This is a genomic window from Streptomyces sp. R33, assembly GCF_041200175.1.
GTDB classification, from domain to species: Bacteria; Actinomycetota; Actinomycetes; order Streptomycetales; family Streptomycetaceae; genus Streptomyces; species Streptomyces katrae_B.
Window position 1 is genome coordinate 5799461 of record NZ_CP165727.1, and the last position, 23203, is coordinate 5822663.

The 23203-nt window shown below is 72.4% G+C and carries 22 protein-coding genes and 3 tRNA genes; 12 read left to right on the forward strand and 13 right to left on the reverse strand.

What is annotated here, in order from left to right:
• The first annotated feature begins 38 nt into the window (after positions 1-38).
• Entirely contained in the window at positions 39-1184 is a 1146-nt protein-coding gene (locus AB5J51_RS26555; protein ID WP_369778801.1) for an RNA polymerase sigma factor, read from the forward strand.
• Between the two features lie 61 nt (positions 1185-1245).
• Here the strand turns inward: AB5J51_RS26555 and AB5J51_RS26560 are convergent, their stop codons facing one another.
• From AB5J51_RS26560 to AB5J51_RS26575, 4 genes are all read right to left on the reverse strand, one after another.
• Positions 1246-3168, reverse strand: a complete 1923-nt coding sequence (locus AB5J51_RS26560; protein ID WP_053785325.1) for an ABC transporter ATP-binding protein — start codon at positions 3166-3168, stop codon at positions 1246-1248.
• Complete coding sequence (locus AB5J51_RS26565) at positions 3165-4898, reverse strand: ABC transporter ATP-binding protein (protein WP_053785324.1); 1734 nt, start codon at positions 4896-4898, stop codon at positions 3165-3167. The genes AB5J51_RS26560 and AB5J51_RS26565 overlap by 4 nt, the downstream gene beginning before the upstream one ends.
• Before the next feature lie 163 nt (positions 4899-5061).
• Entirely contained in the window at positions 5062-6516 is a 1455-nt protein-coding gene (locus AB5J51_RS26570) for an FGGY family carbohydrate kinase (RefSeq protein ID WP_053785323.1), read from the reverse strand.
• Positions 6517-6589: 73 nt separating this feature from the next.
• A complete protein-coding gene (locus AB5J51_RS26575) occupies positions 6590-6892 on the reverse strand; it encodes a YtxH domain-containing protein (RefSeq protein WP_369778802.1) in 303 nt (100 codons plus the stop codon).
• A gap of 145 nt (positions 6893-7037) precedes the next feature.
• Between AB5J51_RS26575 and AB5J51_RS26580 the strand changes: the two genes are divergently transcribed.
• The 3 genes from AB5J51_RS26580 to AB5J51_RS26590 all read left to right on the forward strand — a co-directional run bounded on the left by AB5J51_RS26580 (position 7038) and on the right by AB5J51_RS26590 (position 7446).
• Positions 7038-7110, forward strand: a tRNA-Asn gene (locus AB5J51_RS26580).
• Between the two features lie 5 nt (positions 7111-7115).
• A tRNA-Asn gene (locus AB5J51_RS26585) sits at positions 7116-7188 on the forward strand.
• A gap of 184 nt (positions 7189-7372) precedes the next feature.
• Positions 7373-7446: transfer RNA gene (locus AB5J51_RS26590), tRNA-Ile, on the forward strand.
• Between the two features lie 95 nt (positions 7447-7541).
• On the opposite strand, the gene AB5J51_RS26595 is transcribed toward AB5J51_RS26590, so the two are convergent.
• On the reverse strand, positions 7542-8708 hold the full coding sequence (locus AB5J51_RS26595) for a glutamate--cysteine ligase (protein WP_369778803.1): 1167 nt from the start codon (positions 8706-8708) through the stop codon (positions 7542-7544).
• Between the two features lie 235 nt (positions 8709-8943).
• Between AB5J51_RS26595 and AB5J51_RS26600 the strand changes: the two genes are divergently transcribed.
• Positions 8944-10218, forward strand: a complete 1275-nt coding sequence (locus tag AB5J51_RS26600; RefSeq protein WP_133898123.1) for an MFS transporter — start codon at positions 8944-8946, stop codon at positions 10216-10218.
• Positions 10219-10284: 66 nt separating this feature from the next.
• Here the strand turns inward: AB5J51_RS26600 and AB5J51_RS26605 are convergent, their stop codons facing one another.
• The 3 genes from AB5J51_RS26605 to AB5J51_RS26615 form a co-directional block, all read right to left on the reverse strand.
• Positions 10285-10914: a hypothetical protein gene (locus AB5J51_RS26605; protein WP_369778804.1), complete on the reverse strand. Its 630-nt coding sequence runs from the start codon at positions 10912-10914 to the stop codon at positions 10285-10287.
• A 44-nt stretch (positions 10915-10958) separates the two neighbouring features.
• Complete coding sequence (locus AB5J51_RS26610; RefSeq protein WP_369778805.1) at positions 10959-12302, reverse strand: carboxyl transferase domain-containing protein; 1344 nt, start codon at positions 12300-12302, stop codon at positions 10959-10961.
• A gap of 207 nt (positions 12303-12509) precedes the next feature.
• Positions 12510-13373, reverse strand: a complete 864-nt coding sequence (locus AB5J51_RS26615; RefSeq protein ID WP_369778806.1) for a LysE family transporter — start codon at positions 13371-13373, stop codon at positions 12510-12512.
• A 71-nt stretch (positions 13374-13444) separates the two neighbouring features.
• Here AB5J51_RS26615 and AB5J51_RS26620 point away from each other — a divergent pair, with 71 nt between their 5' ends.
• Positions 13445-13885, forward strand: coding sequence for an Lrp/AsnC family transcriptional regulator (locus AB5J51_RS26620; RefSeq protein ID WP_053785311.1), 441 nt, complete (start codon positions 13445-13447; stop codon positions 13883-13885).
• Here the strand turns inward: AB5J51_RS26620 and AB5J51_RS26625 are convergent.
• Both AB5J51_RS26625 and AB5J51_RS26630 read right to left on the reverse strand, forming a co-directional pair.
• Positions 13882-15456 carry a GAF domain-containing protein gene (locus AB5J51_RS26625; RefSeq protein WP_136226975.1) on the reverse strand — a complete coding sequence of 525 codons (1575 nt, stop codon included), beginning with the start codon at positions 15454-15456 and terminating at the stop codon, positions 13882-13884. The two genes, AB5J51_RS26620 and AB5J51_RS26625, sit on opposite strands and share 4 nt — an antisense overlap.
• Positions 15453-16490, reverse strand: coding sequence for a rod shape-determining protein (locus AB5J51_RS26630; protein ID WP_030291391.1), 1038 nt, complete (start codon positions 16488-16490; stop codon positions 15453-15455). Before AB5J51_RS26630 ends, AB5J51_RS26625 begins: the two co-directional genes overlap by 4 nt.
• Positions 16491-16710: 220 nt before the next feature.
• Between AB5J51_RS26630 and AB5J51_RS26635 the strand changes: the two genes are divergently transcribed.
• Positions 16711-17397, forward strand: coding sequence for an esterase/lipase family protein (locus AB5J51_RS26635; RefSeq protein ID WP_369778807.1), 687 nt, complete (start codon positions 16711-16713; stop codon positions 17395-17397).
• A 34-nt stretch (positions 17398-17431) separates the two neighbouring features.
• On the opposite strand, the gene AB5J51_RS26640 is transcribed toward AB5J51_RS26635, so the two are convergent.
• Positions 17432-18013 (reverse strand): hypothetical protein, encoded by a 582-nt coding sequence (locus AB5J51_RS26640; RefSeq protein WP_053785308.1) that lies wholly within the window; start codon positions 18011-18013, stop codon positions 17432-17434.
• Positions 18014-18199: 186 nt separating this feature from the next.
• Here AB5J51_RS26640 and AB5J51_RS26645 point away from each other — a divergent pair, with 186 nt between their 5' ends.
• Complete coding sequence (locus AB5J51_RS26645) at positions 18200-18808, forward strand: hypothetical protein (RefSeq protein ID WP_369778808.1); 609 nt, start codon at positions 18200-18202, stop codon at positions 18806-18808.
• A gap of 48 nt (positions 18809-18856) precedes the next feature.
• On the opposite strand, the gene AB5J51_RS26650 is transcribed toward AB5J51_RS26645, so the two are convergent.
• The gene (locus tag AB5J51_RS26650; protein WP_053785306.1) at positions 18857-19279 is read right to left on the reverse strand and encodes a MarR family winged helix-turn-helix transcriptional regulator; all 423 of its coding nucleotides are present in this window, start codon (positions 19277-19279) and stop codon (positions 18857-18859) included.
• 100 nt (positions 19280-19379) lie between these two features.
• Between AB5J51_RS26650 and AB5J51_RS26655 the strand changes: the two genes are divergently transcribed.
• From AB5J51_RS26655 to AB5J51_RS26665, 3 genes are all read left to right on the forward strand, one after another.
• The gene (locus AB5J51_RS26655; RefSeq protein WP_133898130.1) at positions 19380-20399 is read left to right on the forward strand and encodes an NADP-dependent oxidoreductase; all 1020 of its coding nucleotides are present in this window, start codon (positions 19380-19382) and stop codon (positions 20397-20399) included.
• A gap of 64 nt (positions 20400-20463) precedes the next feature.
• Positions 20464-20886, forward strand: coding sequence for an organic hydroperoxide resistance protein (locus AB5J51_RS26660; protein WP_053785304.1), 423 nt, complete (start codon positions 20464-20466; stop codon positions 20884-20886).
• An 83-nt stretch (positions 20887-20969) separates the two neighbouring features.
• Entirely contained in the window at positions 20970-21818 is an 849-nt protein-coding gene (locus AB5J51_RS26665; protein ID WP_053785303.1) for an EI24 domain-containing protein, read from the forward strand.
• Positions 21819-21836: 18 nt separating this feature from the next.
• Here AB5J51_RS26665 and AB5J51_RS26670 read toward each other — a convergent pair whose 3' ends face one another.
• Positions 21837-22727 carry an NAD(P)-dependent oxidoreductase gene (locus AB5J51_RS26670; protein ID WP_053785302.1) on the reverse strand — a complete coding sequence of 297 codons (891 nt, stop codon included), beginning with the start codon at positions 22725-22727 and terminating at the stop codon, positions 21837-21839.
• Positions 22728-22824: 97 nt separating this feature from the next.
• On the opposite strand from AB5J51_RS26670, the gene AB5J51_RS26675 reads away from it, so the two are divergent.
• On the forward strand, positions 22825-23172 hold the full coding sequence (locus AB5J51_RS26675; protein ID WP_053785301.1) for a helix-turn-helix domain-containing protein: 348 nt from the start codon (positions 22825-22827) through the stop codon (positions 23170-23172).
• Positions 23173-23203 lie beyond the last annotated feature (31 nt).

Genomic DNA, 23203 nt, shown 5'->3' on the forward strand with positions numbered 1-23203 from the left:
GACTCAGAAAGTGCTCGCACGCCCCTCGTGGCAGTGATGTGTCGTACCCCACACTGAGGTGCGGTGCCCCCGTCCTCGGAGCCCTGGAGGTCGCCCCCGTGCAGACCCAGATCCTGACCGTCAACGTGAGCCCGCCCGTCCAAGACACCGAGGCCATTGCGGGTGAAGAGCCCGAGGTCGACGCCGTGGACGAGGAGCCCGAAGAGCCCGAGGCGCTGGAGCTGATCGAGCAGGTGCCCGAGCAGCGCCGGCGCGCGGACAGCGGCGGAGCCGGCCCTTCCGCCGACCTGTTCCGGCAGTACCTGCGCGAGATAGGCAGGATCCCGCTGCTTTCCGCCGCCGAGGAGGTCGAGCTCGCGCGCCGCGTCGAAGCCGGACTCTTCGCCGAGGAGAAGCTGGGCAACACCCCCGACCTCGACCTGCGGCTCGCCCTCGACCTCGACAAGCTCGTCGTCATGGGGCGGATGGCCAAGAGGCGCCTCATCGAGTCGAACCTGAGGCTCGTCGTCTCCGTCGCGAAGCGCTACGTGGGCCGCGGGCTCACCATGCTCGACCTCGTGCAGGAGGGGAACCTCGGGCTCATCCGGGCCGTTGAGAAGTTCGACTACGCCCGGGGGTACAAGTTCTCCACCTACGCCACCTGGTGGATCCGGCAGGCCATGTCGCGGGCCCTCGCCGACCAGGCCCGCACCATCCGCGTACCCGTGCACGTCGTGGAGCTGATCAACCGCGTCGTGCGCGTACAGCGCCGCATGCTCCAGGAACGCGGGTACGAGCCCACCGCCGAAGAGGTCGCCGTCCACCTCGAGCTGACCCCCGAGCGGGTCCTGGAGGTGCTGCGCCTCGCCCAGGAGCCGGTCTCGCTCCACGCGCCGGTCGGCGAGGAGGACGACGTCGCCCTCGGTGACCTGATCGAGGACGGGGACGCGGCCTCGCCCATGGAGTCCGCCGCGTTCTTCCTGCTCCGCGAGCACCTGGAAGCCGTGCTGTCGACCCTCGGCGAGCGCGAACGCAAGGTCGTCCAGCTGCGCTACGGCCTGGCCGACGGCCGGCCCCGCACACTGGAGGAGATCGGGCGGATCTTCGGCGTGACGCGCGAGCGGATCCGGCAGATCGAGTCCAAGACGCTCAACAAGCTGCGCGACCACGCCTTCGCCGACCAGCTCCGCGGCTACCTGGACTGAGTACGGAGAAGGGGTGCCCTCTGCCGAGAGGGCACCCCCACACCAAGCCGACACGTCGACGCTAGTCGACCTCGGCCACCGCCTGCGCGAACTGCGCCGCGTACAGCCGCGCGTACGCGCCGTCCGCCGCCAGCAGCTCCTCGTGCGTGCCCTGCTCCACGATCGAGCCGTTCTCCATCACCAGGATCACGTCCGCATCGCGGATCGTGGACAGCCGGTGCGCGATCACGAAGGACGTACGACCGTGCGCGAGGCGGGCCATCGCCTTCTGGATCAGCACCTCGGTACGGGTGTCCACCGAGCTCGTCGCCTCGTCGAGCACCAGGATCACCGGGTCCGACAGGAACGCCCGGGCAATGGTGATCAGCTGCTTCTCGCCCGCGCTGACGCCCGCGCCCTCGTCGTCCAGCACGGTGTCGTAGCCGTCCGGCAGGGTGCGGACGAACCGGTCCGCGTGGGCGGCCCGCGCCGCCTCCTCGATCTCGGCGCGCGTGACCTCGCGGGCCGCGCCGTACGCGATGTTCTCCGCGATGGTGCCGCCGAACAGCCACGTGTCCTGGAGCACCATGCCGATCCCGCTGCGCAGTTCCTCGCGGGTCATCTTCGCGATGTCCACCCCGTCGAGGGCGATCTCGCCGCCCGTGACCTCGTAGAACCGCATCAGCAGGTTGACCAGCGTGGTCTTGCCGGCGCCCGTCGGGCCGACGATCGCGACCGTGTTGCCGGGCTCGACGCTCAGCGACAGGTTCTCGATCAGCGGCTTGTCCGGCTCGTACCGGAAGGCCACCTTGTCGAGCGTGACCTGGCCGCGCAGCTGCTCCGGCCGCTCCGGCACCTCGGCGTCCGGCTCCTGCTCCTGCGCGTCCAGCAGCTCGTACACGCGCTCCGCCGAGGCGACACCGGACTGCACCAGGTTCGCCATCGACGCGACCTGCGTCAGCGGCATCGAGAACTGGCGCGAGTACTGGATGAAGGCCTGCACGTCACCGATCGACAGGCTGCCCGAGGCCACCCGCAGACCGCCGACGACCGCCACCAGCACGTAGTTGATGTTCGAGATGAAGACCATCACCGGCTGCATGATCCCGCTGACCAGCTGCGCCTTGAACGAGGCCCGGTACAGCGCCTCGTTCTGCTCGGCGAAGACGGCCGCGGACTCCTTCTGCCGTCCGAAGACCTTGACCAGCGCGTGGCCCGAGTACATCTCCTCGATGTGCGCGTTGAGCGCGCCCGTGGACTTCCACTGCGCCACGAACTGTGGCTGCGACTTCTTGCCGATCTTCGCCGCGACGAAGACCGAGACCGGAATCGTCAGCAGGGCGACCAGCGCCAGCAGCGGGGAGATCCAGAGCATCATCGTCAGCACACCGACGATCGTCAGCAGCGAGTTGAGCAGCTGACCCATCGTCTGCTGCAGCGTCTGCCCGATGTTGTCGATGTCGTTGGTGGCCCGGCTCAGCACCTCACCGCGCTTCTGCCGGTCGAAGTACGACAGCGGCAGCCGCGACAGCTTCCCCTGCAGCTCCTCGCGCATCCGGTACACGGTGCCGTTCATGATGTGGTTCGACAGCCGCGTCGCGACCAGCATCAGCAGGCCGGCGAGGGTGAAGACCACCAGCGCCCAGATCGCCACGACCCCGACGGCACCGAAGTCGATGCCCTCGCCGGGGGTGAAGTCGGTGCCGGACAGCATGTCCGCCATCCCGCCCTCGCCCTTGGCGCGCAGCCCGTCCAGCGCCTGCTGCTTGGTGATCCCGGCCGGCATCTGCCGGCCGACGATACCCGCGAACACCAGGTCGGTGGCCTCACCGAGGATCTTCGGGCCGATGACCGAGCAGGTGACGCTGCCGACGACGGCGAGGACCATGCCCCACAGCTTGGCCCTGTCGTACGCGATCTGGCGCAGCAGCCGTTTGCCCGAGCCCTTGAAATCCAGGGACCGCTCGGCCGGCCCCATCATCATCCGTCCTCCGGGCCCGCTCATGCGGCCTCCGCCTCCGTCAGCTGGGAGAGCACGATCTCCCGGTAGGTCTCGTTGTCGGCCATCAGCTCGTGATGGCGCCCCTCGCCCACGACCTGGCCCTCGTCCAGGACGATGATCCGGTCGGCGTCGCGGATCGTGGAGACCCGCTGGGCGACGATGACCACCGTCGCGTCCTCGGTCTCGCGGGCGAGCGCCGCGCGCAGCGCCGCGTCCGTCGCGTAGTCCAGGGCCGAGAAGGAGTCGTCGAAGAGGTAGATCTCCGGGCCCTGCACCAGCGTGCGGGCGATGGCCAGGCGCTGGCGCTGGCCTCCGGAGACATTGGTTCCGCCCTGGGTGACGGGCGCGTCCAGACCGCCCTCCAGTGCGGACACGAAGTCCTTGGCCTGCGCCACTTCCAGCGCGCGCCACAGCTCCTCGTCGGTGGCGTCGGGACGCCCGTACCGCAGGTTGGAGGCGACGGTTCCGGAGAAGAGGTAGGGCTTCTGCGGGACCATGCCCACAGTCTTGGCCAGCAGCTCCGGCTCGATGCGGCGTACGTCCTCCCCGTCGACCAGCACGTGGCCGCCGGTCGCGTCGAACAGCCGGGGCACCAGGCCCAGCAGCGTGGACTTGCCGCTGCCGGTGGAGCCGATCACCGCCGTGGTCTCGCCGGGGCGGGCCACCAGGTCCACCCCGCGCAGCACCGGCGCCTCGGCGCCCGGGTAGCGGAAGTCGGCGCCGCGCAGCTCCAGCACGCCGCGGCGCAGGAGCTTGCGGATCGGCTCGGTGGGCGGGACCACGCTGGACTCGGTGTCCAGGACCTCCTGGACGCGCTCGGCGCAGACCTCGGCGCGCGGCACCATCATGAACATGAAGGTGGCCATCATCACGGACATGACGATCTGCATCAGGTAGGCGAGGAAGGCCGTCAGCTGGCCGATCTCCATGCCGCCGCTGTCGATGCGCATCGCGCCGAACCAGATGACGGCGACGCTGGAGATGTTCACGACGACGATCACGGTCGGGAACATGAGCGCGAGCAGCTTGCCGGCCGCGAGGGAGACACCGGTCAGGTCCGCGTTGGCGTCCCGGAACCGGTCCTTCTCGTACTCGTCGCGCACGAACGCGCGGATGACGCGGTTGCCGGTGATCTGCTCGCGCAGCACCCGGTTCACGGTGTCCAGGCGGACCTGCATCTTCCGGAACAGCGGCCGCGTCTTGAAGACGATCGCGCCGACCGACAGGCCGAGGGCGGGGACCACGGCCACCAGGACGCCCGACAGCTTCACGTCGAGCGAGAGCGCCATGGCGATGCCGCCGATGCACATGATCGGCGCGGAGACCATCAGCGTGAAGGTCATCAGCACCAGCATCTGGATCTGCTGCACGTCGTTCGTCGTACGGGTGATCAGCGAGGGCGCGCCGAACTGGCCGAGCTCCCGCGCGGAGAAGCTCTGCACCCGGTCGAAGACGGACGCGCGGATGTCGCGGCCGACGGCGGCCGCGGTACGGGCGCCGAAGTAGACGGCGCCGATGTTGCACCCGAGCTGGACGAGGGAGACGCCGAGCATCAGGGCGCCGAAGCGCAGGATGTAGCCGGTGTCCCCGCTGATGACACCGTTGTCGATGATGTCCGCGTTCAGAGTGGGGAGGTAGAGGATCGCGCTGGTCTGCAGCAGTTGCAGCAGGACCAGGAGGGCGATGGGTTTCCGGTACGGACTCAAATGGGTCCGCAGAAGTCGTATGAGCACGCGCAGGCTCCGGTCGGCAGATCGTGGGGTTCACCCCATCTTCGGCCACCCCGGCGCCGATCCCCACCGCTTTTCGCAAAGGCCGGTCAAAAGGAGTAGACCGGCCGCCGGGCCTACTGCGACGGCAGTAGGTCCCGCGCCCGAGGGGAGGAGCGGCGCGGCTCTACCCCTGGAACGCCCCGGGGTGGATCTGCTCCCGCGTCGCGATGTACTGCTGGCGCACCGCCTGCCAGGCCGGGTACTCCTCGCCCGGTTCGAAGACCTGCGCCGCCGGGCCCGGCCACACCGGCGGGGTGTGCGGGGCCAGCGTGCCCTGCTGCACCCCGAGCGCCCAGGCCGCCTGGCGCGCCGCGCCGAGCGCCGCGTAGTCGGCCGGCGCCGGTACGACGATCTGCGTCCCGAACAGCCCGGGAGCCGCGGCCTGTACGGCGGGCAGCTCGGCGGCCGCGCCCAGCAGGAACACCCGGCGGATCTCGACCCCGCGCAGGCGCAGCACGTCGAGCGCGTCGACGAGCCCGCACAGCATGCCCTCGAACGCGGCCCGGGCCAGGTGTTCCGGCTTCATCGAGTCCCGCCGCAGCCCGGACAGCGTCCCGGCGGTGTGCGGCAGGTTGGGCGTGCGCTCACCCTCCAGGTACGGGAGCAGTACGAGGCCGTGCGCGCCCGGCGTCGACTTCAGCGCGAGCGCGGACAGCCCCTCGAGATCGGTGCCCAGCAGTTCGGCGGTGCCGCGCAGGGCCCGTACGGCGTTGGAGGTGTTCACCACCGGCAGGTGCATGCCGCTGGCGTCGGCCAGCGAGGTGATCAGCCCGCCCGGCTCCGACAGCGCCTCGTGGTGCACGGCCATCACCGAGCCGGAGGCGCCCAGCGAGACCACCGCGTCGCCGGGCCCGAGGCCCAGCCCGAGCGCGGCGGCCATGGTCTCCCCGGTGCCTGCGGAGATCAGCAGCCCCTCCGGGGTCATGCCGGCGGCATCGGCCGGTCCGAGCACCTCGGGCAGCAGCGCCATGTGCCCGAGCGCCAGCTCGACCAGGTCGGGGCGGTACGAACCGGTGGCCGCCGACCAGTACCCGGTGCCCGAGGCGCCGCCCCGGTCCGTGGTCCGCCGGGCGGGCCGGCCCAGCAGCTGCCAGACCAGCCAGTCGTGCGCGGACATCAGCACGGCCACCCGCCGGGCCGCCTCCGGCTCGGCGCGGGCCAGCCAGGCCAGCTTCGCCACCGGCTGCGCGGACTGCGGGACGGATCCGACGGCCTCGGCCCAGGCGTGCCGGCCGCCGAGCGCCTCGATGAGGTCGGCGGCGGCGACCTGGCCGCGCTTGTCGTTGCCGACCAGGGCCGGACGTACGAGGGCGCCCTGCTGGTCCAGGGGCAGCAGCCCGTGCTGCTGCGCGGATACGCCTATGGCCTGGACGCCTTCGAGGAGCCCGCCGCCGGCGGCCTCGCCGAGGGAGAGCAGCCAGGCCTGGGGGTCGGTCTCGTGGGGGTGGACGCTCTCGGGATCGCCCGCGGGCTGCGGATGGGGCGCGTACCCCTGGCGCAGCACGGCACCCGTGTCGGTGTCACAGACGACGATGCGAGTGAAGGCGGAAGAACTGTCCAGCCCGGCGACTATCCCCATGCGGAGAATTCTGCCGCACGCCGGGCCGGGATCCGCCGCCCGGAGGCGCCGGATCCCGGCCGGTTCCCACGGTTCAGGTGTTGCTGGTGCCCCATTCATCCTCGGAGCCGCCGCCGGCCCGGTCGCGCAGTCCCCGTACCCGTCCGGCCAGGGACGCCGGGACCGCGTTGCCGACCTTGTCGCCGACGACGGCGAAGGCCTTCCCGGCGTACTCGCGGCCCGTGTGACCGGCGGTCTCGGCGGCATTGCGCACCGCCGGGTTCTGCGCGATCTCGCGCGCCGACTTCTTCATCTGCTCGTAGCGCTCGCGCCCCGCACGCGTTCCGAGCACGTACCCGAGGGCCAGTCCGACCACGAACGTGACCTTGTACCGCATGCCTGCCACCCTTCGTCGTGTGGTGCCCGGCCTGCTGGCGATACCGATTGGCGGAGCACCCCCCTGCTTGCGCTAATCTATGACTCGCAACGGGCGCTCGCCCCCCGGCAAGGCCGGAGGTGGGCTGTTCGGAGCACTGCAGCAATCCCCTGTAGCTCAATTGGCAGAGCAGCCGGCTGTTAACCGGCAGGTTACTGGTTCGAGTCCAGTCGGGGGAGCGCAGTCCCCTGTAGCTCAATTGGCAGAGCAGCCGGCTGTTAACCGGCAGGTTACTGGTTCGAGTCCAGTCGGGGGAGCGTGAAAGAAGAGGACCTCACGCGGGTCCTCTTTCTTTTTGCCCTGGTTCTGGAACCGGGCAGCCCTCAGAACGGTCTCCCTCGGCAGGCGAAGCCGATCATGCGAGGCATCCGAGGCAGGAGATCGTATGAGCGGCTATGCTGCGGCAGACGGCGCGCACACATGTACGCGCCACGCCGTGAAGGGGCGGTAGCTCAGCCGGTTAGAGCAGCGGACTCATAATCCGTCGGCCGTGGGTTCGAGTCCCACCCGCCCCACTGCGAGCCGCAGGCGAAGAAACGTTCTCGCCTGCGGCTTTGGCGTATCCGGGGGTGTCCGGGGTCATCCCGGGGCCCTCCCCGGGTCTCCGGGGCTAGAAGTTCTCCGTTTCGTCCGCCAAGTGGCGCAGTACGTCGTTCAGGTCCTGGCGGCGGGCGAACGCCGCGCGTTGGCGGTGGGCGCCCGAGCCGTCGCGCAAGAGGCCTGCCAGGGTCTTGGCCGCGTGGTCGAGCTCGCCCGACGCCGCCAGTTCCGGGGCGACCAGGTCCAGCAGGGCCTCCGCCAGGTCCGGCGCCGGGAGTTCGGCCCCCGTGAACGGGTCGAGGCCGAAGCCCTCCAGCCCGTCGTGCGCCGCCCGCCAGCGCGCGAGGCGCAGTACGTCGTCCCGCAGCGCCGGTTCGGGGCGCTGCTCCGCGATGTCCCGCAGGATGGTCGCCACCAGGGCGCGGACCAGCTCGGCCTGGAGGATCGCCGTGTCGATGTCCGGGGACATGTCGGGCGCCCGGATCTCGAGCGTCGGCCAGTGCCCGGACGGGCGGAGGTCCCAATAGACCATCTTCGTGTCCAGGGCCGCCCCGGAGCCGAGCAGGGTCTGCACCGAGCGCCGGAAGTCGGCCGTGGACGTGAAGTGCGGGGGCAGGCCCGCCGAGGGCCAGCCCGACCAGGCCATCGCCCGCCAGCTGGCGTGACCGGTGTCACGGCCGCCCCAGAACGGCGAGTTGGCGGCCAGCGCGATCAGCGTGGGCAGCCATGGTCTGACCCGGTTCGAGACCGCCACCGCCGTGTCCACGTCGAGGGTGCCGATGTGGATGTGGCGGCCGCAGCTGACGAGGGTGTCGGTGAGCGCGCCGAAGCGGCGGTGCTGCTCGCGCTGGCGCGGCTCGTCGTCGGTCAGGTGCAGCGGCCCTTCCACGGCCACCACCGGCGAGGGCGCGGCCAGCAGCCGGCAGCCGTGGGCGCGGGCCGCCCGGGCGAGGGTGCGCCGCAGGATGGCGAGCTCCTCGCGCAGCATCGGCGCCGAGTCGGCGACCGGGGTGGAGATCTCCACCTGGTAGCGGGTTCCCTCGGGATGCACTTCGTGGGGCAGGCCCGCGGCGGTGGCCAGGACGAGCGGGGCGGCCGGGACCACCCGGAAGGTGCGGGCGTCGACGAGGAGGAACTCCTCCTCGACACCGACGGTCAGCGGGGCCGTGAGAGGGGACGCGTGGACGCCGTTGTCCGCGCTGCCGGTGCTCGTGGTGCTGTTGCCAGGTTCGATCACTACGCCTCCCTGGACATACGAGTCTTTTCATCATGAGCCGAACAAGAGGTGAGGAGCGCACGCCGATTCAGTCAAATGTCCTGTGACAGTGGCGAGTTACCGGCAAGGACCGGCCCGGTCTGAGGCCGCGGGTCCGGATGGGGCGACTGGTGCGCGTGCGCGTGGGCCGGATGTGTACAGGCTCCCGGCCCGTTAATGCCTGGGGTCGCCGAACGGCCGCCGGTTATCATCCGCTGTGACCGGTACGAGCACCCCCACACCCACCCCCACCCGACGCGCGACGCGGATATTCGCGGACCTGACCCCGCTGCGCACGTCCGCGGACTACCGGCGGCTGTGGGTCGGCGGCACCATCTCCTGGATGGGCCAGGCGATGACCGCCCTCGCGATCTCGCTCCAGGTCTACGACATCACCCGGTCCAGCTTCTCGGTCGGGCTCGTCGGACTCTTCTCCCTCGTCCCGCTCGTCGTCTTCGGGCTCTACGGCGGCGCCATCGCCGACACCGTGGACCGGCGCAAGCTCGGCCTCTACAGCTCCCTCGGCCTCTCGGCCCTGTCGATCGCGCTGGCCGGAGCCGCGGTGCTCGACTACCACCGGGTCTGGCTGCTGTACACGGTCGTGGCGCTCCAGGCGGTCTGCGGCGCCCTCAACGGGCCCGCCCGGTCCGCGATGATCCCGCGGCTGCTGCCGGCCGAGCAGCTGCCCGCCGCCAATGCGCTGAACTCGGTGACGATGACCTCCGGGACGATGATCGGCCCGGTGCTCGGCGGGCTCATTGTCGGGTGGTGGGGCTACCAGGCCGCGTACCTGATCGACGCCGTCACGTTCTGCGCCGCCCTCTACGCAGTGTGGCGGCTGCCCGCGATGCTGCCCGAGCGGGAGGGCGGCAAGCGGGGACGGGCCTCGGTCCTGGACGGACTGCGCTTCCTCGGCACGCGGCCGAACATCCGGATGACGTTCTTCTCCGACATGGCCGCCATGGTGCTGGCGCAGCCGAAGGCGCTGTTCCCCGCCATCGCCGTGCTCTGGTACGGCGGCGACGCCAAGACCGTCGGCCTGCTGGTGGCCGCGCCGGCCGTCGGGGCGCTGCTGGGCGGGCTGTTCTCCGGCTGGCAGGGCCGGATCCGGCGGCACGGGCTGGCGATCCTGCTCTCGGTGGCTGCCTGGGGGCTGGCCATCGCGGTGTTCGGACTCACCCGGAACCTGTGGCTCGGGCTGTTCTTCCTGGCCGCGGCGGGCTGCGCCGACACCATCTCCATGGTGTTCCGCTCCACGATGATGCAGGCCGCGACCCCGGACGAGATGCGCGGGCGCCTGCAGGGCGTGTTCATCGTGGTCGTCGCGGGCGGGCCCCGGCTCGGGGACTTCCTCGCCGGGACCGCCGCCGACCTGACCTCACCGGCCGTGGCGATCACGGGCGGCGGGCTCGGGTGCGTGCTGGTGCTGCTCCTGCTGGCCCTGCGCTGGCGCGGGTTCGCCCGGTACGACGCGAGGTCGCCGCAGGCGTGATGCGTGATGCCTGATGCGTGAGGTGCGATGCGTGAGGGGCGCCCGGGCGGGTGAACAGGCAGGGCGCTACGCCGGTTCCAGGAGTACGGCCGGGAGCGTGCCCGTCACGATCTCGTCCCGGGGCAGCGAGAGGCCGAAGTGGCGCTCCACGACGCCCAGGGCGGTGCGGTGGACGTCCCTGCGGTCCGCGGCCTCGTCCGGGAGGCCCGCGGCGGTCAGCCCAGCCTGCACACGGGCGGCCGCCCCGGGCTCGCCGACGACACCGTCGTAGCCCCAGGAGCCGTCCAGGTGCAGGTTGAAGGCGCTCAGCACGACCTCGTCGCGGACGTAGGCGAACTGCGGCGGGACCGGCTTGCCGTTCTCCTCCTCGAACTCCAGGTGGCAGATGTCCACGCCGCCGCGGGAGAGCGGCGGCAGGCCGCCGAACTCGCCCATCCAGCCCCCGTACGCGACCGCGTACGACCATGCGCCGCTGCGGCCGTAGCGCAGGCCGATGTCCTCGTAGTCGACCAGGAGAGCGAGGAGTTCGGCCCCGGTGAGGTCGCCCACCGGTACCGCGGTGTGCGCGGGCCCGTGCAGGGTCTCCGTGAGGCGCCCGACGAGTTCCTTCGGGGTGAGCCCGTGGGCCATCACCACGCTGTAGCCGCCGAAGGCGATCGACCGGGGCGCGGCCAGCCAGGTTATTCCGTCCGTCATGACGGACATCCTGGCCGCTGCCTCTGACAACGCGGGGAGTCCGGTCAGGCCGGCCCGACCACGCCGCGTGCGACGCCGAGGTCGACCAGGTCCTGCGGGCGGATGCGGAGCTGGTCCGCCGTGGCCGGCGCCTCGGACGGGGGGCGCTTGAGGATGGCCGCCGCCAGTTCGGGGGCGATCACCGAGAAGTAGCTGTCCGGGGTGACCCAGGTGTTCCCCGGCGCGGCCAGCGCGAGGGCGCCGCCCGAGCCCCCCTCGCCGATCAGGAGGGTGGTCACCGGGACCCCGGCCGCCGCGACCGCCGCGAAGGTGTCCGCGATGGCGGCTCCGGCGCCCGCGTGTTCCGCCGCGGCGTCGTTGGCCGCGCCGGGGGTGTCCACCAGGGTGAGTACGGGGATGCCGAGGCGGTCCGCGAGGCGGATCACGCGCGCGGCCGTACGGTAGCCCGCCGGGCGGGTCGCCGTGCCGCACTGGGCGGCGTACGCGACGGCCCGCCCCTCCCGCAGCCCGAATCCGCACAGCATCCCGGGGTCCGTGCCGCCCGCCCGGTCCCCGGAGAGGGGGAGGCGGAGGGCGAAGTAGGCGTCCAGGTACGCCTCGGCGCGCGGCCGGTCCGGGTGGCGGGCCTGCCGTACGGCGTCCCAGCCCCCGGCCGGGGGCGGTACGTCCGACAGCGCCGCCGGGGGTTCGACCGGCTGGGCGGAGCGGGGCGAGGCCAACAGGCGGAGCCAGTCGGCGAGGGTCGCGGGCAGCTCGGCTGCGGGGACGACGGCGTCGACGTGCCCGGCGGCGTACTGGCCCTCGGCGGTGTACGCCGCCGGGTCCGCGTCCGCCGGCCGGACCCGGGAGCCCGCGAATCCGACCTGCGCACCCGGGAGCGCGAGCACGACGTCCGCCCCGGCGCCGAGCGTGGCCCAGCCGCCGCCGGTGGTGGGATCCCGCAGGACGGCGATCTGCGGGAGCCCGGCGGCGCGCGTCAGGACGGACTGGCGGGCCACGCGCTGGAGTTGGGTCAGCGCGAGCATGCCCTCCTGCATGCGGGAGCCGCCGGTGGCGATCAGGGACACGAGGGGGAGGCGGTGTTCGCGAGCGTGGGCGTACGCGGCTTCGAGCCGGTCTCCGGTGCGTTCGCCGAGGGAACCGCCGAGGAAGCCGAACTCGAAGGAGATCACGGCGGCTTGGCGGCCGCCGATGAGGGCGGTCCCGGTGACGACGGACTCCTCTTCGCCGGTCCGCGCGGCGGCACGGGCGCGGGAGTCGTCGTAGCCGGCCCAGGTGAGGGGGCCGTCGGGGGCCGAGTCGCGGTGGGGGGCGGGAAGTTCGGCGAAGCTGCCGGGGTCGGTCACGGAGGCGATGGCTGCGCGGGCCGAGAGGCGGGTCGTCGTCACGGAATCACCCTAGGGGGTGGGTATCGGGCGGGGCGGGCCGAGTTGGTCGGGGCGGCCCGGTTGCGCGGGGCCGGTCCCGTCGGGGCGGGTCGGTTCCACCTCCGGCGGGGCCGGTCACGTCAGGCGGGGCGGCCCGGTCGGGACGGGCGGTCTCGTTGCGCGGGGCCGGTCCCGTCGGGGTGGGGCGGTCACCTCCGGCGGGGCCGGTCACGTCAGGTGGGGGAGGGGGAGGGCGATCTTCAGGGCGTAGGCAGCGACGAGGCCGTAGCCGAGCCGGAAGGTCCAGGCGCGGGCGGCGGGGGAGATCTTGCGGCCGGCGAAGGCGCCGAGGGCGACGAGGGCCTGCTGCCAGAGGAGCGAGGCGGCGGCGACGCCGGTGAGGAAGGCGGCGGCGGTGGTGGGGCTGGTGAGGGCGGAGGCCTGGGCGGTGGTGAGGGCGGCGAAGTAGAGGGCGGTGGTCGGATTGACGGCGGTGAGCCCGACGAACCGTCCGAACGCCCTGACGGCCCCGGCCCCGGCTTCGTGCTCGAGCCCTTCCGCGGCCCCGGCCCCGGTCCCGGCCAAGGGGTCCGGTGCGGGCCGAGGGTCGGTGCGTTCGGGCCCTGCGGGCGGCAGTTCCCCGCCCTGCCCCTTCCCGAAACCGGGGCTCCGCCCCAGCCCCCGCGCCTCAAACGCCGGCGAGGCTGAAAGATCGGGGCTGCGCCCCGCACCGGGTGCCTGGAGCGGCGACCGGTTCGAGAGGCCGGGATCGTGCCCCGGGACCCGTGCCGTGAGCGGCGGGGCCGTGGCGTTGTGGATGCCGTGGGCGGCTATCGCCAGGAGGATGGCCGCCGAGGTCAGGCGGATCCAGGCCTCGATCGGGGTCACGTGGGAGGCCACCCAGGGGCCCAGAGCGGTGGCCAGGGCCGCGTAGGCGAGGTCGACCGTGGCGATGCCCGCCGCCGCGGCCATCGCCGTGCGGGGGTTCCGCATCGCCTCCTGGAGCAGCAGCACGCTCATCGCGCCCATCGGCATCGCCACGCCCAGGCCCGCGACCGCGCCCGACAAAGCGGGGGAGAGGAATTCGCTCATGGAACGGGAGGGTGAGGGGCGGGGGCATCCGCGCAGCGGCGTATATCGGCCCGGACTGCGAGAATCGCGGTATGGACCGCCTCGACAGGGAAATCCTCGGCATCCTGCAGCAGGATGCGCGGATCTCGTACCGCGACCTCGGCGTCCGCGTCGGGCTCAGTGCCAACGCCACCGCCGACCGGGTACGCCGGATGCGGCGGGACGGGGTGATCCGCGGGTTCACCGTCATCGTGGATCCGGCCGCCGACACCCGGGGCGGGCTCGTGGTCTTCATCGATCTGAGCCTGCGGCAGGACACCACCAACGAGGAGTTCGAGGAGCGGGTCGTCACGCTGCCCGGGATCACCGAGGTCGTGCACGTGACGGGGGAGTACGACTACCTCGTACGGGCCCGGGCCGCCGATCCCGCCGCGCTCGACGCGCTGCTGCGCCGGCTCAAGCGGGAGGCCGGCGTGGCGCAGTCCAGTACCCGCATCGCCCTCAAGGGCACCCACAGGTCCGCGACCCCCTAGAGCGCCGACTCCCAGTTCAGCGTCGTCCCCCGCGTGCCCGACTCCGTGCGGCCGTCGTCCGTGACCGTCAGGCGGGCGCGGGTCGGGGTGGCGTCCACCGTGACCTCGATCGACGTGACCTCCGAGCGGCGGTGGGCCGCGGCCAGGGCGCCGCGCAGGGCGGAGAGGAGGTCGCCGGCCACCGGCTCCCGGAGCAGGGCGTCCACCGCGCCCGCGAAGTGGACCGACGGCTGGAAGCCCAGCAGGACCGCCGCCCCGCCCGTCTCCCGCAGGACCCGGCCCCGGAACGTCGTCGGGGCGTCCGTCGGCGGCTGCTGGAGGGCGAAGATGGCGGTGCGGACCTCCTGGATGGTGGAGTCGAGCTCGTCCACCGCCCGGCCGAGTTCGTCGCCCACCGTGTCCCCGGACGGCGCGGCCGCCGACCGCTTCTTCGTGCTCTCCAGCATCATCTCCGTCGCGAACAGCCGCTGGACCACCAGATCGTGCAGGTCCCGCGCGATCCGGTCGCGGTCCTCGTAGACCGCCAGCTGCTCCCGGTCGTGCTGCGCGTCCGCCAGTACGAGGGCCAGCGCGGCCTGGGAGGCGAACTGCGAGGCCAGCAGCCGGTCCACGGCGTCGTACGGGCGCCCGCCCCGGGCGCGCGGCAGGGCGAGGGTGCCGATCAGCTGGCCGCCGCTCTGGAGGGGGAGCATCATGCTCGGGCCGAAACGTTCCCGGACGTGTGTGGTCATCCGGGGATCGGTGGACGAGTCCTCTATGAAGACCGGTTCGCCGCCCAGGAGCTGTTCCAGGACCGGCGAACCGGGGGCGATCGCCGTCCCGACCAGGTCCCCGGGGTCCGCGTGCGTGGAGGCGGCCACGATCTCCATGCCGCCCTCCGGGGTCGGCTGGAGGACCACCCCGGCCGCCGCGTCCGCGAGCAGGCGGGCCCGTTCGGCCACGCACATCAGCGCGTCCATGGCCGGCCGGCCCGCCAGCAGCGTCGTGGTGACGGCGGCGGCGCCCTCGATCCAGCGCTCCCGGCGGCGCGCCGTCTCGAACAGCCGGGCGTTGCCGATCGCTATGCCCGCCTGCGAGGCCAGGACGCGTACGAGGGCGAGGTCCTCCTCGGTGAACGGGCCGCCGCCCGACTTCTCGGTGAGGTAGAGGTTGCCGAAGACCTCGTTGTGGACCCGGATGGGGACGCCCAGGAAGGTGCGCATGGGGGGATGGCCCGGCGGGAGCCCCGCCGAACGCGGATCCTTCGTCAGGTCCTCCAGCATCAGCGGGCGCGGATCGGTGATCAGCGCGCCGATCAGGCCCGAACGCCCGTCGGGCAGGCGGGGGATCGCGGCGCGCTCCGCCTCGCTCAGCCCGGCCGTGTACAGCTCGGTCAGCCGGAGGCGCTCGGGGTCGACGACCCCGAGCGCTCCGTACCGCGCCGTGCACAGCCCGGTCGCCGAGTCCACGATGTGCTGGAGGGTGGACTGCAGCTCCAGTTCGGAGCCGACGTCGAGCACCGCCTCCAGGAGTACGGGCAAAGTGGCCCGTACTCCTGCGGGAGCGGCCGGCTCTGGCGCTGCGTCCGTCATTCGGCCAGCGGGTTGAGGACCATCGGGGCGATCTTCCCTTCGAGCATCATGCCGAGACCGAGCACGGCGCACACGTCCGGCCGTTCCGCGATGGCGACGGGCATTCCGGTGGCATCGCGCAGCATCTGGTCCAGGCCCGGCAGCAGGGCGCTGCCTCCCACCATCATGATCCCCCGGTCCGTCAGGTCGGCGACCAGGTCCGGCGGGCAGTCCCGCAGCACCTTGCCGATGCCGTCGAGCACGGCGGTCAGCGGGGTGTGGATGGCGTCCCGTACGGCGGCGGTGTCGACGTGGACCGAGCGGGCCAGTCCGGTGGCCACGTCACGGCCGTGGATGAGGGTGGAGGTGGGGCCCCCGCCGGTGATGTCGGCGCCGTGCAGGGCGACCTGGAGCGGGCGGACGGCCTGGCTGGGCAGCATCAGCTCGTGCGCGTGGCGCAGGTGCTGGACGACGGCGTGGTCGATGGCCTCGCCGCCGACCGGGATCCGCTGGGCGGTGACGATCGAGCCGAGGGAGAGGACGGCGATCTGGGTGGCGGCGGCCCCGCACACCATGATCATCGTCGCGGTCGGCTGCTCCACGGGCAGGCCGCAGCCGACGGCCGCCGCGATCAGGGTGTCTACGAGTTCGACGCGCCGGGCCCCGAGCCCGACCATCGTCTCCACGGCGGCCCGCTGGGCGAGCGGGTCGGCATCGTGCGGGGTGCAGGCGGCGGCCCGGAGCCGGGGCTTGCGGCGCAGGGCGCGCCGCAGCTTCTCGCCGAGCAGGTGGCGCAGCATCCGCTGGGCCATCTCGATGTCGACGACGGTGCCGCCGGAGACGGGGCGTACGACCCGGATGTAGTCGGGCGTGCGGCCCGTCATCCGTTCGGCGAAGGTCCCCACCGCGATGAGTGCACCGGTGCGGGTGTTCACGGCGGCGACGCTGGGCTCGTCGACGACCAGGCCGGCGCCCTTGACGTACACGCGGGTCCTGGCGGCTCCCAGGTCGACGGCGACGTGGCAGCGGCGCAACTGCTCAAGACTGACGGTCACGGCAGATCCTCCCGAGAGCGCTGACGCAAGAAGACCGGCGAATGCCGGTTGCACTTCATATCTTCTCGGGCGAATGGGGCAATTCGCCCGTTGGGCTGCTCCGGCCGGGTGTGGCGCACGGGGTGAGAGGTGCTGCACGGGGGTGGATTTCTGTACCGACAGGCACCACGATGCCCGCACCGTCCGCGCTACTCGCGCGTAACAAGGTAAAGGGGACCCCATGCTGACGCCCCGCCAGAGACTGTTGGCGCTCCTGACGCTCTGCCCGGCCCTCCTCGCGCCCCTCCCGGCGCAGGCCGCCGCCCGTGTGCAGCCGCACAATCCGGTGGTCTTCGTCCACGGCTACAACGCCGACCCGGGCGTCTGGGGCGGCCTGCGCGAGGACCTGCGCGCCGCCGGGTACACCGACTCGGAGCTCTTCTCCTGGGGTTACGACACGCACCAGTCCGTCAACGAGGTGCTGGCCGGGCGGCTCGGCGCGTACGTCGACCAGGTCCGCCGGCAGACCGGCGCCGCCCGGGTCGACATCGTGGCGCACTCCTTCGGCTCGCTCGTCGGCCGCTGGTACGTGAAGTTCGGCGGCGGCGCCGCGACCGTCGACCACTGGGCCTCGCTGGCCGGACCCAACCACGGCACCTCCACCGCGTGGGCGTGCGCCCTGTGGGACCAGGCGTGCCGGGACATGACGCCCGGTTCGTACGTCGTGAAGAACCTGAACGCGGGCGACGAGACCCCGGGCGCGGTGAGGTACGCGACCTTCTGGTCGAACTGCGACGAGGTCGTCAACCCGGACGGCAGCGTCCCGCTCGCCGGGGCGGCCAACACGCCGGTCGGCTGCCTCCAGCACAACGACCTGCTGGGGGACGACGCCACCTCGGCGGGCGTCCGTTCCTTCCTCGCCTCCTAGACGCGCCTCCTAGGCCCGCCTCCTGCACCCGCTCCTAGAGCTCGACCCCGTCGACCGCGACGCGCTGGAGCAGGCCGTACGTGAACTCCGCCACGCACGGCCGGCCCTGCGCGGTGAACGCGAGGCGCCAGCGGGTCGGCGCGGTGCCCTCCATCGGGCGCACCGGGGCGAAGGCCCGCGCCACCTCGTCCACCGTGGCCGACCAGGGCCGCAGGTCCTCGGGCCGCTCCAGTACGGGCCCCCGCGCGCCCGGGGCCCGTACCAGCCACTCGTTCCACACCGCCCCGTCCGGCGCGGCCAGCACCTCGAAGCGCAGGTCCGGCCAGAGGGGCACCGGCCACAGCAGGGCCTCGCACTCCAGGTCGCCGATGGTGCGGGCGGCCGTGGACTCCGGCGGGCCGAGCACCGAGCGGTAGCGGGCCAGCGCCCCGCGGGCGCGGGGGGACCGGACCATCGCCTGCCAGCGCTTGTTCGCCTCCCGCTGCTCGGCGAGCGAGGCGCCCAGCCGCCGCCGCGCCTCCTCGGCGAGGTCCGGCCGGAAGTCCGCCATCCGGCGCAGCAGCACCAGCTGGAAGGCAGCCGGACCGAAGGGTCCCGAGGGCGCTGAGGCAGTCATGGAGGCCACGATTCCACACAGGACCTCCACGAACCCGCGATACGGATGTTGCGTGGAACCACGTAGCGTGCGGACGTCATGGACTACTGCCACGCCTGCCGGAGGCACCTCAACGGCGCCCTGGCGTGCGCCGGGTGCGGAACCCCCGTCGAGTACCTGCCGCCCCCCGCCGCCGGTGGGCCAGCCGTGCCCACAGCCCCGTACGGCGGCTCCGCACGGCGTGAGGAGCCCGCCGACCCGTTCGCGGACTCGATCGTCGTGCTGTCCGGAGGGCATGACGGCCGGGCCGGTGCACGGCGCCGCGCCACGCACCGCCGGCGCCGCCGGACCATGCTGACGGTCGGGCTGGGCCTGGTGCTCGCGATCGGGGGCACGTTCGCGCTCGCCCGGATCGTCACCGAGGGGCAGAAGACCGACCGGGCCGCCGAGGTGGTGCTCACCGACGGGAACGGCCCGCAGGACCCGGCTCCGCTGCCGAGCGGCAAAGGGACTCCCGGCGCGCCTGCGGCGCTGAAGCCGGTGAAGGCCTCGGGGGCCGCGAAGGCCACCGCGGGCGGAACGCAGTCGGCCGTACCCGGGGCGTCTGCCGAGGGGTCCGCGCAGCCGGGTCCGACGGCGTCGGCCTCCGCATCGGGCAAGACGGGGCCGACGAAGGATGCCACCGGGCCGGGGCCGTCCGTAAAGCCCGGTCAGTCGGGGAAGCCCTCGCCGACCGGATCCGGGACGGCGCAGCCGCCCCCTCCGAGCCCGAGCCCGTCGCCGACCAAGGGCTGCTTCCTCTGGGTCTTCTGCTGAGCGACCGGACGACGCGGGCTTGACCCGGCAGGATCCGAGGGAGTCGGCCTAGCCCAGCATCCGCTTGAGCAGGTCTCGCAGGACCGCCCGCTCGGCCGTGGACAGCCCGGCCAGCGGTTCGCGCGCGAAGTCCAGCGACTCGCGCAGCCGGTCCGCGGTCTGCAGGCCCTCCTCCGTCGGGGCGGCCAGCTTGACCCGGCGGTCGGCCGGGTCCGGCCTGCGCTCGACCAGGCCGCGCGACTCCAGCCGGTCCACGATGCCCGTGATGTTCGAGGGCTCGCACTTCAGCTGCTGCGCGATCCGCCGCATCGGCATCGGCTCCAGGGACAGCAGGTTCAGCACCCGGGCCTGGGCGCCGGTGAGCTGGTGACTGGCTGCCGCGTGCTCGTACTCCTCGTGGTAGCGGGCCACGACGGTACCGATGAGCTCGACAACCTCAAGGGTCAGGGGATCTGCGCGACGACTGGGCATGGATCCAGAGTACCCATTTACTTGACAACATGAAATATCCAGGCGCATGGTTGTTTCACCTACTGAAGTATTCGTCGATTCCTCGATTCGGGAGCGCCCCATGTCTCAGATCCCCGCCGTCAGCCGCGAGTGGCACCTCGTCCGCCGCCCGCAGGGCTGGCCCGTCGCCGAGGACTTCGCCCTGCGCGAGGTCGAGGTCGCGGCCCCGGCCCCGGGCCGGATCCTGGTGCGCAACCTCCACATGTCCGTGGACCCCTACATGCGCGGCCGCATGAACGACGTGAAGTCGTACGTCCCGCCCTTCCAGCTGGACAAGCCGATGGACGGCGGCGCGGTCGGCGAGATCGTGGCCTCCGCCGCCGAGGGCTTCGAGGTCGGCGACCACGTGCTGCACGGCCTGGGCTGGCGCGAGTACGCCGACCTGGACGCCAAGCACGCCACCAAGGTCGACGCCTCGCTCGCGCCGCTCTCCGCCTACCTCGGCGTGCTCGGCATGCCGGGCATGACCGCCTACGCCGGCCTCTTCGAGGTGGCCTCCTTCAAGGAGGGCGACTCCGTCTTCGTCTCCGGTGCGGCGGGTGCGGTCGGCAGCCTCGTCGGCCAGTTCGCGAAGATCAAGGGCGCCGCTCGAGTGATCGGCTCGGCCGGCTCGGACGAGAAGGTGACGCTCCTCACGGAGAAGTACGGCTTCGACGCCGCGTTCAACTACAAGAACGGCCCCGTCGGCGAGCAGCTGAAGGAGGCCGCCCCCGAGGGCATCGACGTCTACTTCGACAACGTCGGCGGGGACCACCTCGAGGCCGCCATCTCCTCCCTGAACGTGCACGGCCGCGCCACCCTGTGCGGGGCGATCGCCCAGTACAACGACACCGAGCCGACCCCCGGCCCGCGCAATCTGGTCCAGGTCATCGGCAAGCGGCTGCGCCTGCAGGGCATCCTCGTCAGCGACCACGCGGGGCTCCAGCCGCAGTTCGTCCAGGACGTCGCCGGCTGGCTGCGCTCCGGCGAGCTCGTGGCCGACGAGACCGTGGTCGAGGGCGTGGAGAACGCGACCGAGGCCTTCCTCGGCATGCTGCGCGGAGACAACACCGGAAAGATGATCGTTTCCTTCACCGGTTAGGCTCACTGCACACCGTCGTGATCGTGGGCGCGAGTCACGGCGATTACCAGGAGGATCTCTTCACATGTCCATCCAGCAGACCGACGTTCTGTACACCGCCGTGGCCACCGCCGAGAACGGCCGTGACGGCCGCGTCGCGACCAACGACGGCCAGCTCGACGTCGTCGTGAACCCGCCGAAGGAGATGGGCGGCAGCGGCGCCGGCACCAACCCGGAGCAGCTGTTCGCCGCCGGCTACAGCGCCTGCTTCCAGGGCGCCCTCGGCGTCGTCGCCCGCAACGAGAACGCGGACGTCTCCGGCGCCACCGTCACCGCCGAGGTCGGCATCGGCAAGAACGACGAGGGCTTCGGCCTGATCGTCAAGATCTCCGCCTCGATCCCGAACGTGGACGCCGCCACCGCCAAGGACCTCATCGAGAAGGCCCACCAGGTCTGCCCGTACTCCAAGGCGACCCGGGGCAACATCACGGTCGAGCTCGCGGTCTGATCCGGCTCGCGCTCCACGACGGCCGCACCCCGATCCCGGGGTGCGGCCTTCGCCGTTTTCCGCCCCCGCTCTAAGCTGGACCCATGCGTGATCTTGCGGGGGGATTCGGCTACCTGCTGGCCGGACAGAGATGGGTGCTGCGACACGGCCGCTGGCTGGGCTTCGGCCTGCTGCCGGGGCTGGTCTCGCTGGTGCTGTACGCCGGCGCGCTGGTCGGGCTCGGCTACGGCGCCGACGACCTGACCGCCTGGGCCACCCCCTTCGCCGACGGCTGGTCCTCGCCGTGGCAGGGGCTGTTCCGCGGCTTCCTCACCGGCCTGGTCTTCGGCCTCGGGCTCTTCGTCGCGGTCATCACCTTCACCGCCGTGACCCTGCTGATCGGCCAGCCCTTCTACGAGTCCCTCTCGGAGCAGGTCGACCGCAGCGAGGGCGGCGACGTCCCGGAGTCCGGGCTCCCGCTCTGGCGAGAGCTGTGGATCTCGGCCAGGGACAGCCTGAGGGTGCTGGTCCGGGTGCTGCTGTACGGGATCGTGCTCTTCGCGCTCGGCTTCATCCCGGTGATCGGGCAGACCGTGATCCCGGCGATCGGGTTCTGCGTGTCCGGGTTCTTCCTCGCCGAGGAGCTCACCGCCGTCGCGCTGCAGCGGCGCGGGGTGGAACTCACCGACCGGCTCGTCCTGCTGCGGGGGCGCCGGATGCTGGTGCTCGGTTTCGGCGTCCCGCTGGTGCTGGCGTTCCTGGTGCCGCTGGTGGCGGTGTTCCTGATGCCGGGTGCGGTGGCCGGGGCCACGCTGATGGTCCGGGACCTGACCGGGGAGGAGGAGGCCGGGGCGGCCGGGGCCGACCCGAAGGCCGACACCGATGCGGGCACCTCCGGGGACGCCCAGGCACCGGCCGGAGGCTTCGGACCGCCGCCGCCCGCGTACTCGTAGCCGACGGGCCCCGCGGGGCTACCGCTTCAGCAGGGTGATCGCGCCGGCCGTGTCCTCGCCGGCGTGGGCGGCCGGGTCCTCGGCCAGGCGGCGCCGCATCAGCTCGAGGTACGGGCCGATCAGCTCCGCGCTGACGCCCTGCTCCTCGGCGGTGCGCAGCAGGGTCCCGCTGGCCGCGACCTGCATGGCCAGGTTCGACACGACGCCGGTGGTGAAGTCCCCCGAGGTCAGCCGGTCGGCCGCGGCGGCCACGAAGAACCCCATCGCGCCGAGCCACTCGGACAGCAGGGGCGCCAGGTCCTTCGGGGCGATGTCCTCGCCCTCGATCAGCGCGAAGGCGTGCGAGATGCCGGCGAACAGCCCGTACATCCCGCTCAGCAGCGCCACGTCGTGCAGCGCGGCGTGGCCGGGGTCCTCGCCGACGAAGCGGGCGCCCGCCGGGACCTCCAGGGCGGCGCGGTGGGTGTCGAACAGGGCCCGGGAGCCGCTGTAGAAGACGTACGCGCCGGATGCGGGGGCGCCGATCATCACAGGGGTGCCCATGATCCCGCCGTCCACGAACCGGGCCCCGCGCGCCTCGGCCCAGGCGGCGCGCTTGCGGCCCTCGGCGGGCGTACCGGTGGTGAGGTCGACCAGGTCCTTGCCGGTCAGGTCGATGCCGTCCAGGACCGAGCCGACGCTGGCGTCGTCCAGCAGGCAGAGCACGACCAGGCCGTTCGCCGCCACCGCCTCGGCGGGGCTCGCGGCGACGGCGGCGCCTTCGGCGGCGAGCGCCTCGGCCTTGGCGGCGGTGCGGTTCCATACGGTGAGGGGATGCCCGGCGGCGAGCCAGGTGCGGGCGAGTGCGGTGCCCATGTCGCCGAGGCCGAGCAGGGTCAGCGGGCGCTTCGTCACGGTGTTGTCGGTCATGGCGTTTAGCCTGGTGGCAGGCCGAGAGGCGCTCAAGTACGCACTTCGGAGTGGGTGGTTACTCCCAGGTGAGCGAGCAGGTGGGGAGGGGTGCGCGATGTCGGTGACGCGAAGGCCCGGTGCGGACCACTGCGGTGTGGCCGCGGCGATGTCCGTGATCGACGGCAAGTGGAAGGTGTCGCTCCTGTGGGAGCTGGAGCAGCGGCCGCGCCGCTTCGGGGAACTGCGCCGGCTGGTCCCGGGGATCTCGGAGAAGGTGCTCGCGGCCCAGCTGCGTGAGCTGGAGACGGACGGCATGGTCCACCGCGAGGTCTACGAAGAGGTGCCGCCGCGCGTGGAGTACTCGCTGACCCCGTTGGGCCAGGAGCTCAACACGGCCCTGGAAGTCCTGGGGGCATGGGGAACCAAGCACCTTCTCCCGGGGTCGGCTCGGCAGCCGGCCTAGGCCCAGGTCAAGGCCGGGTCCAGAGCTGGGG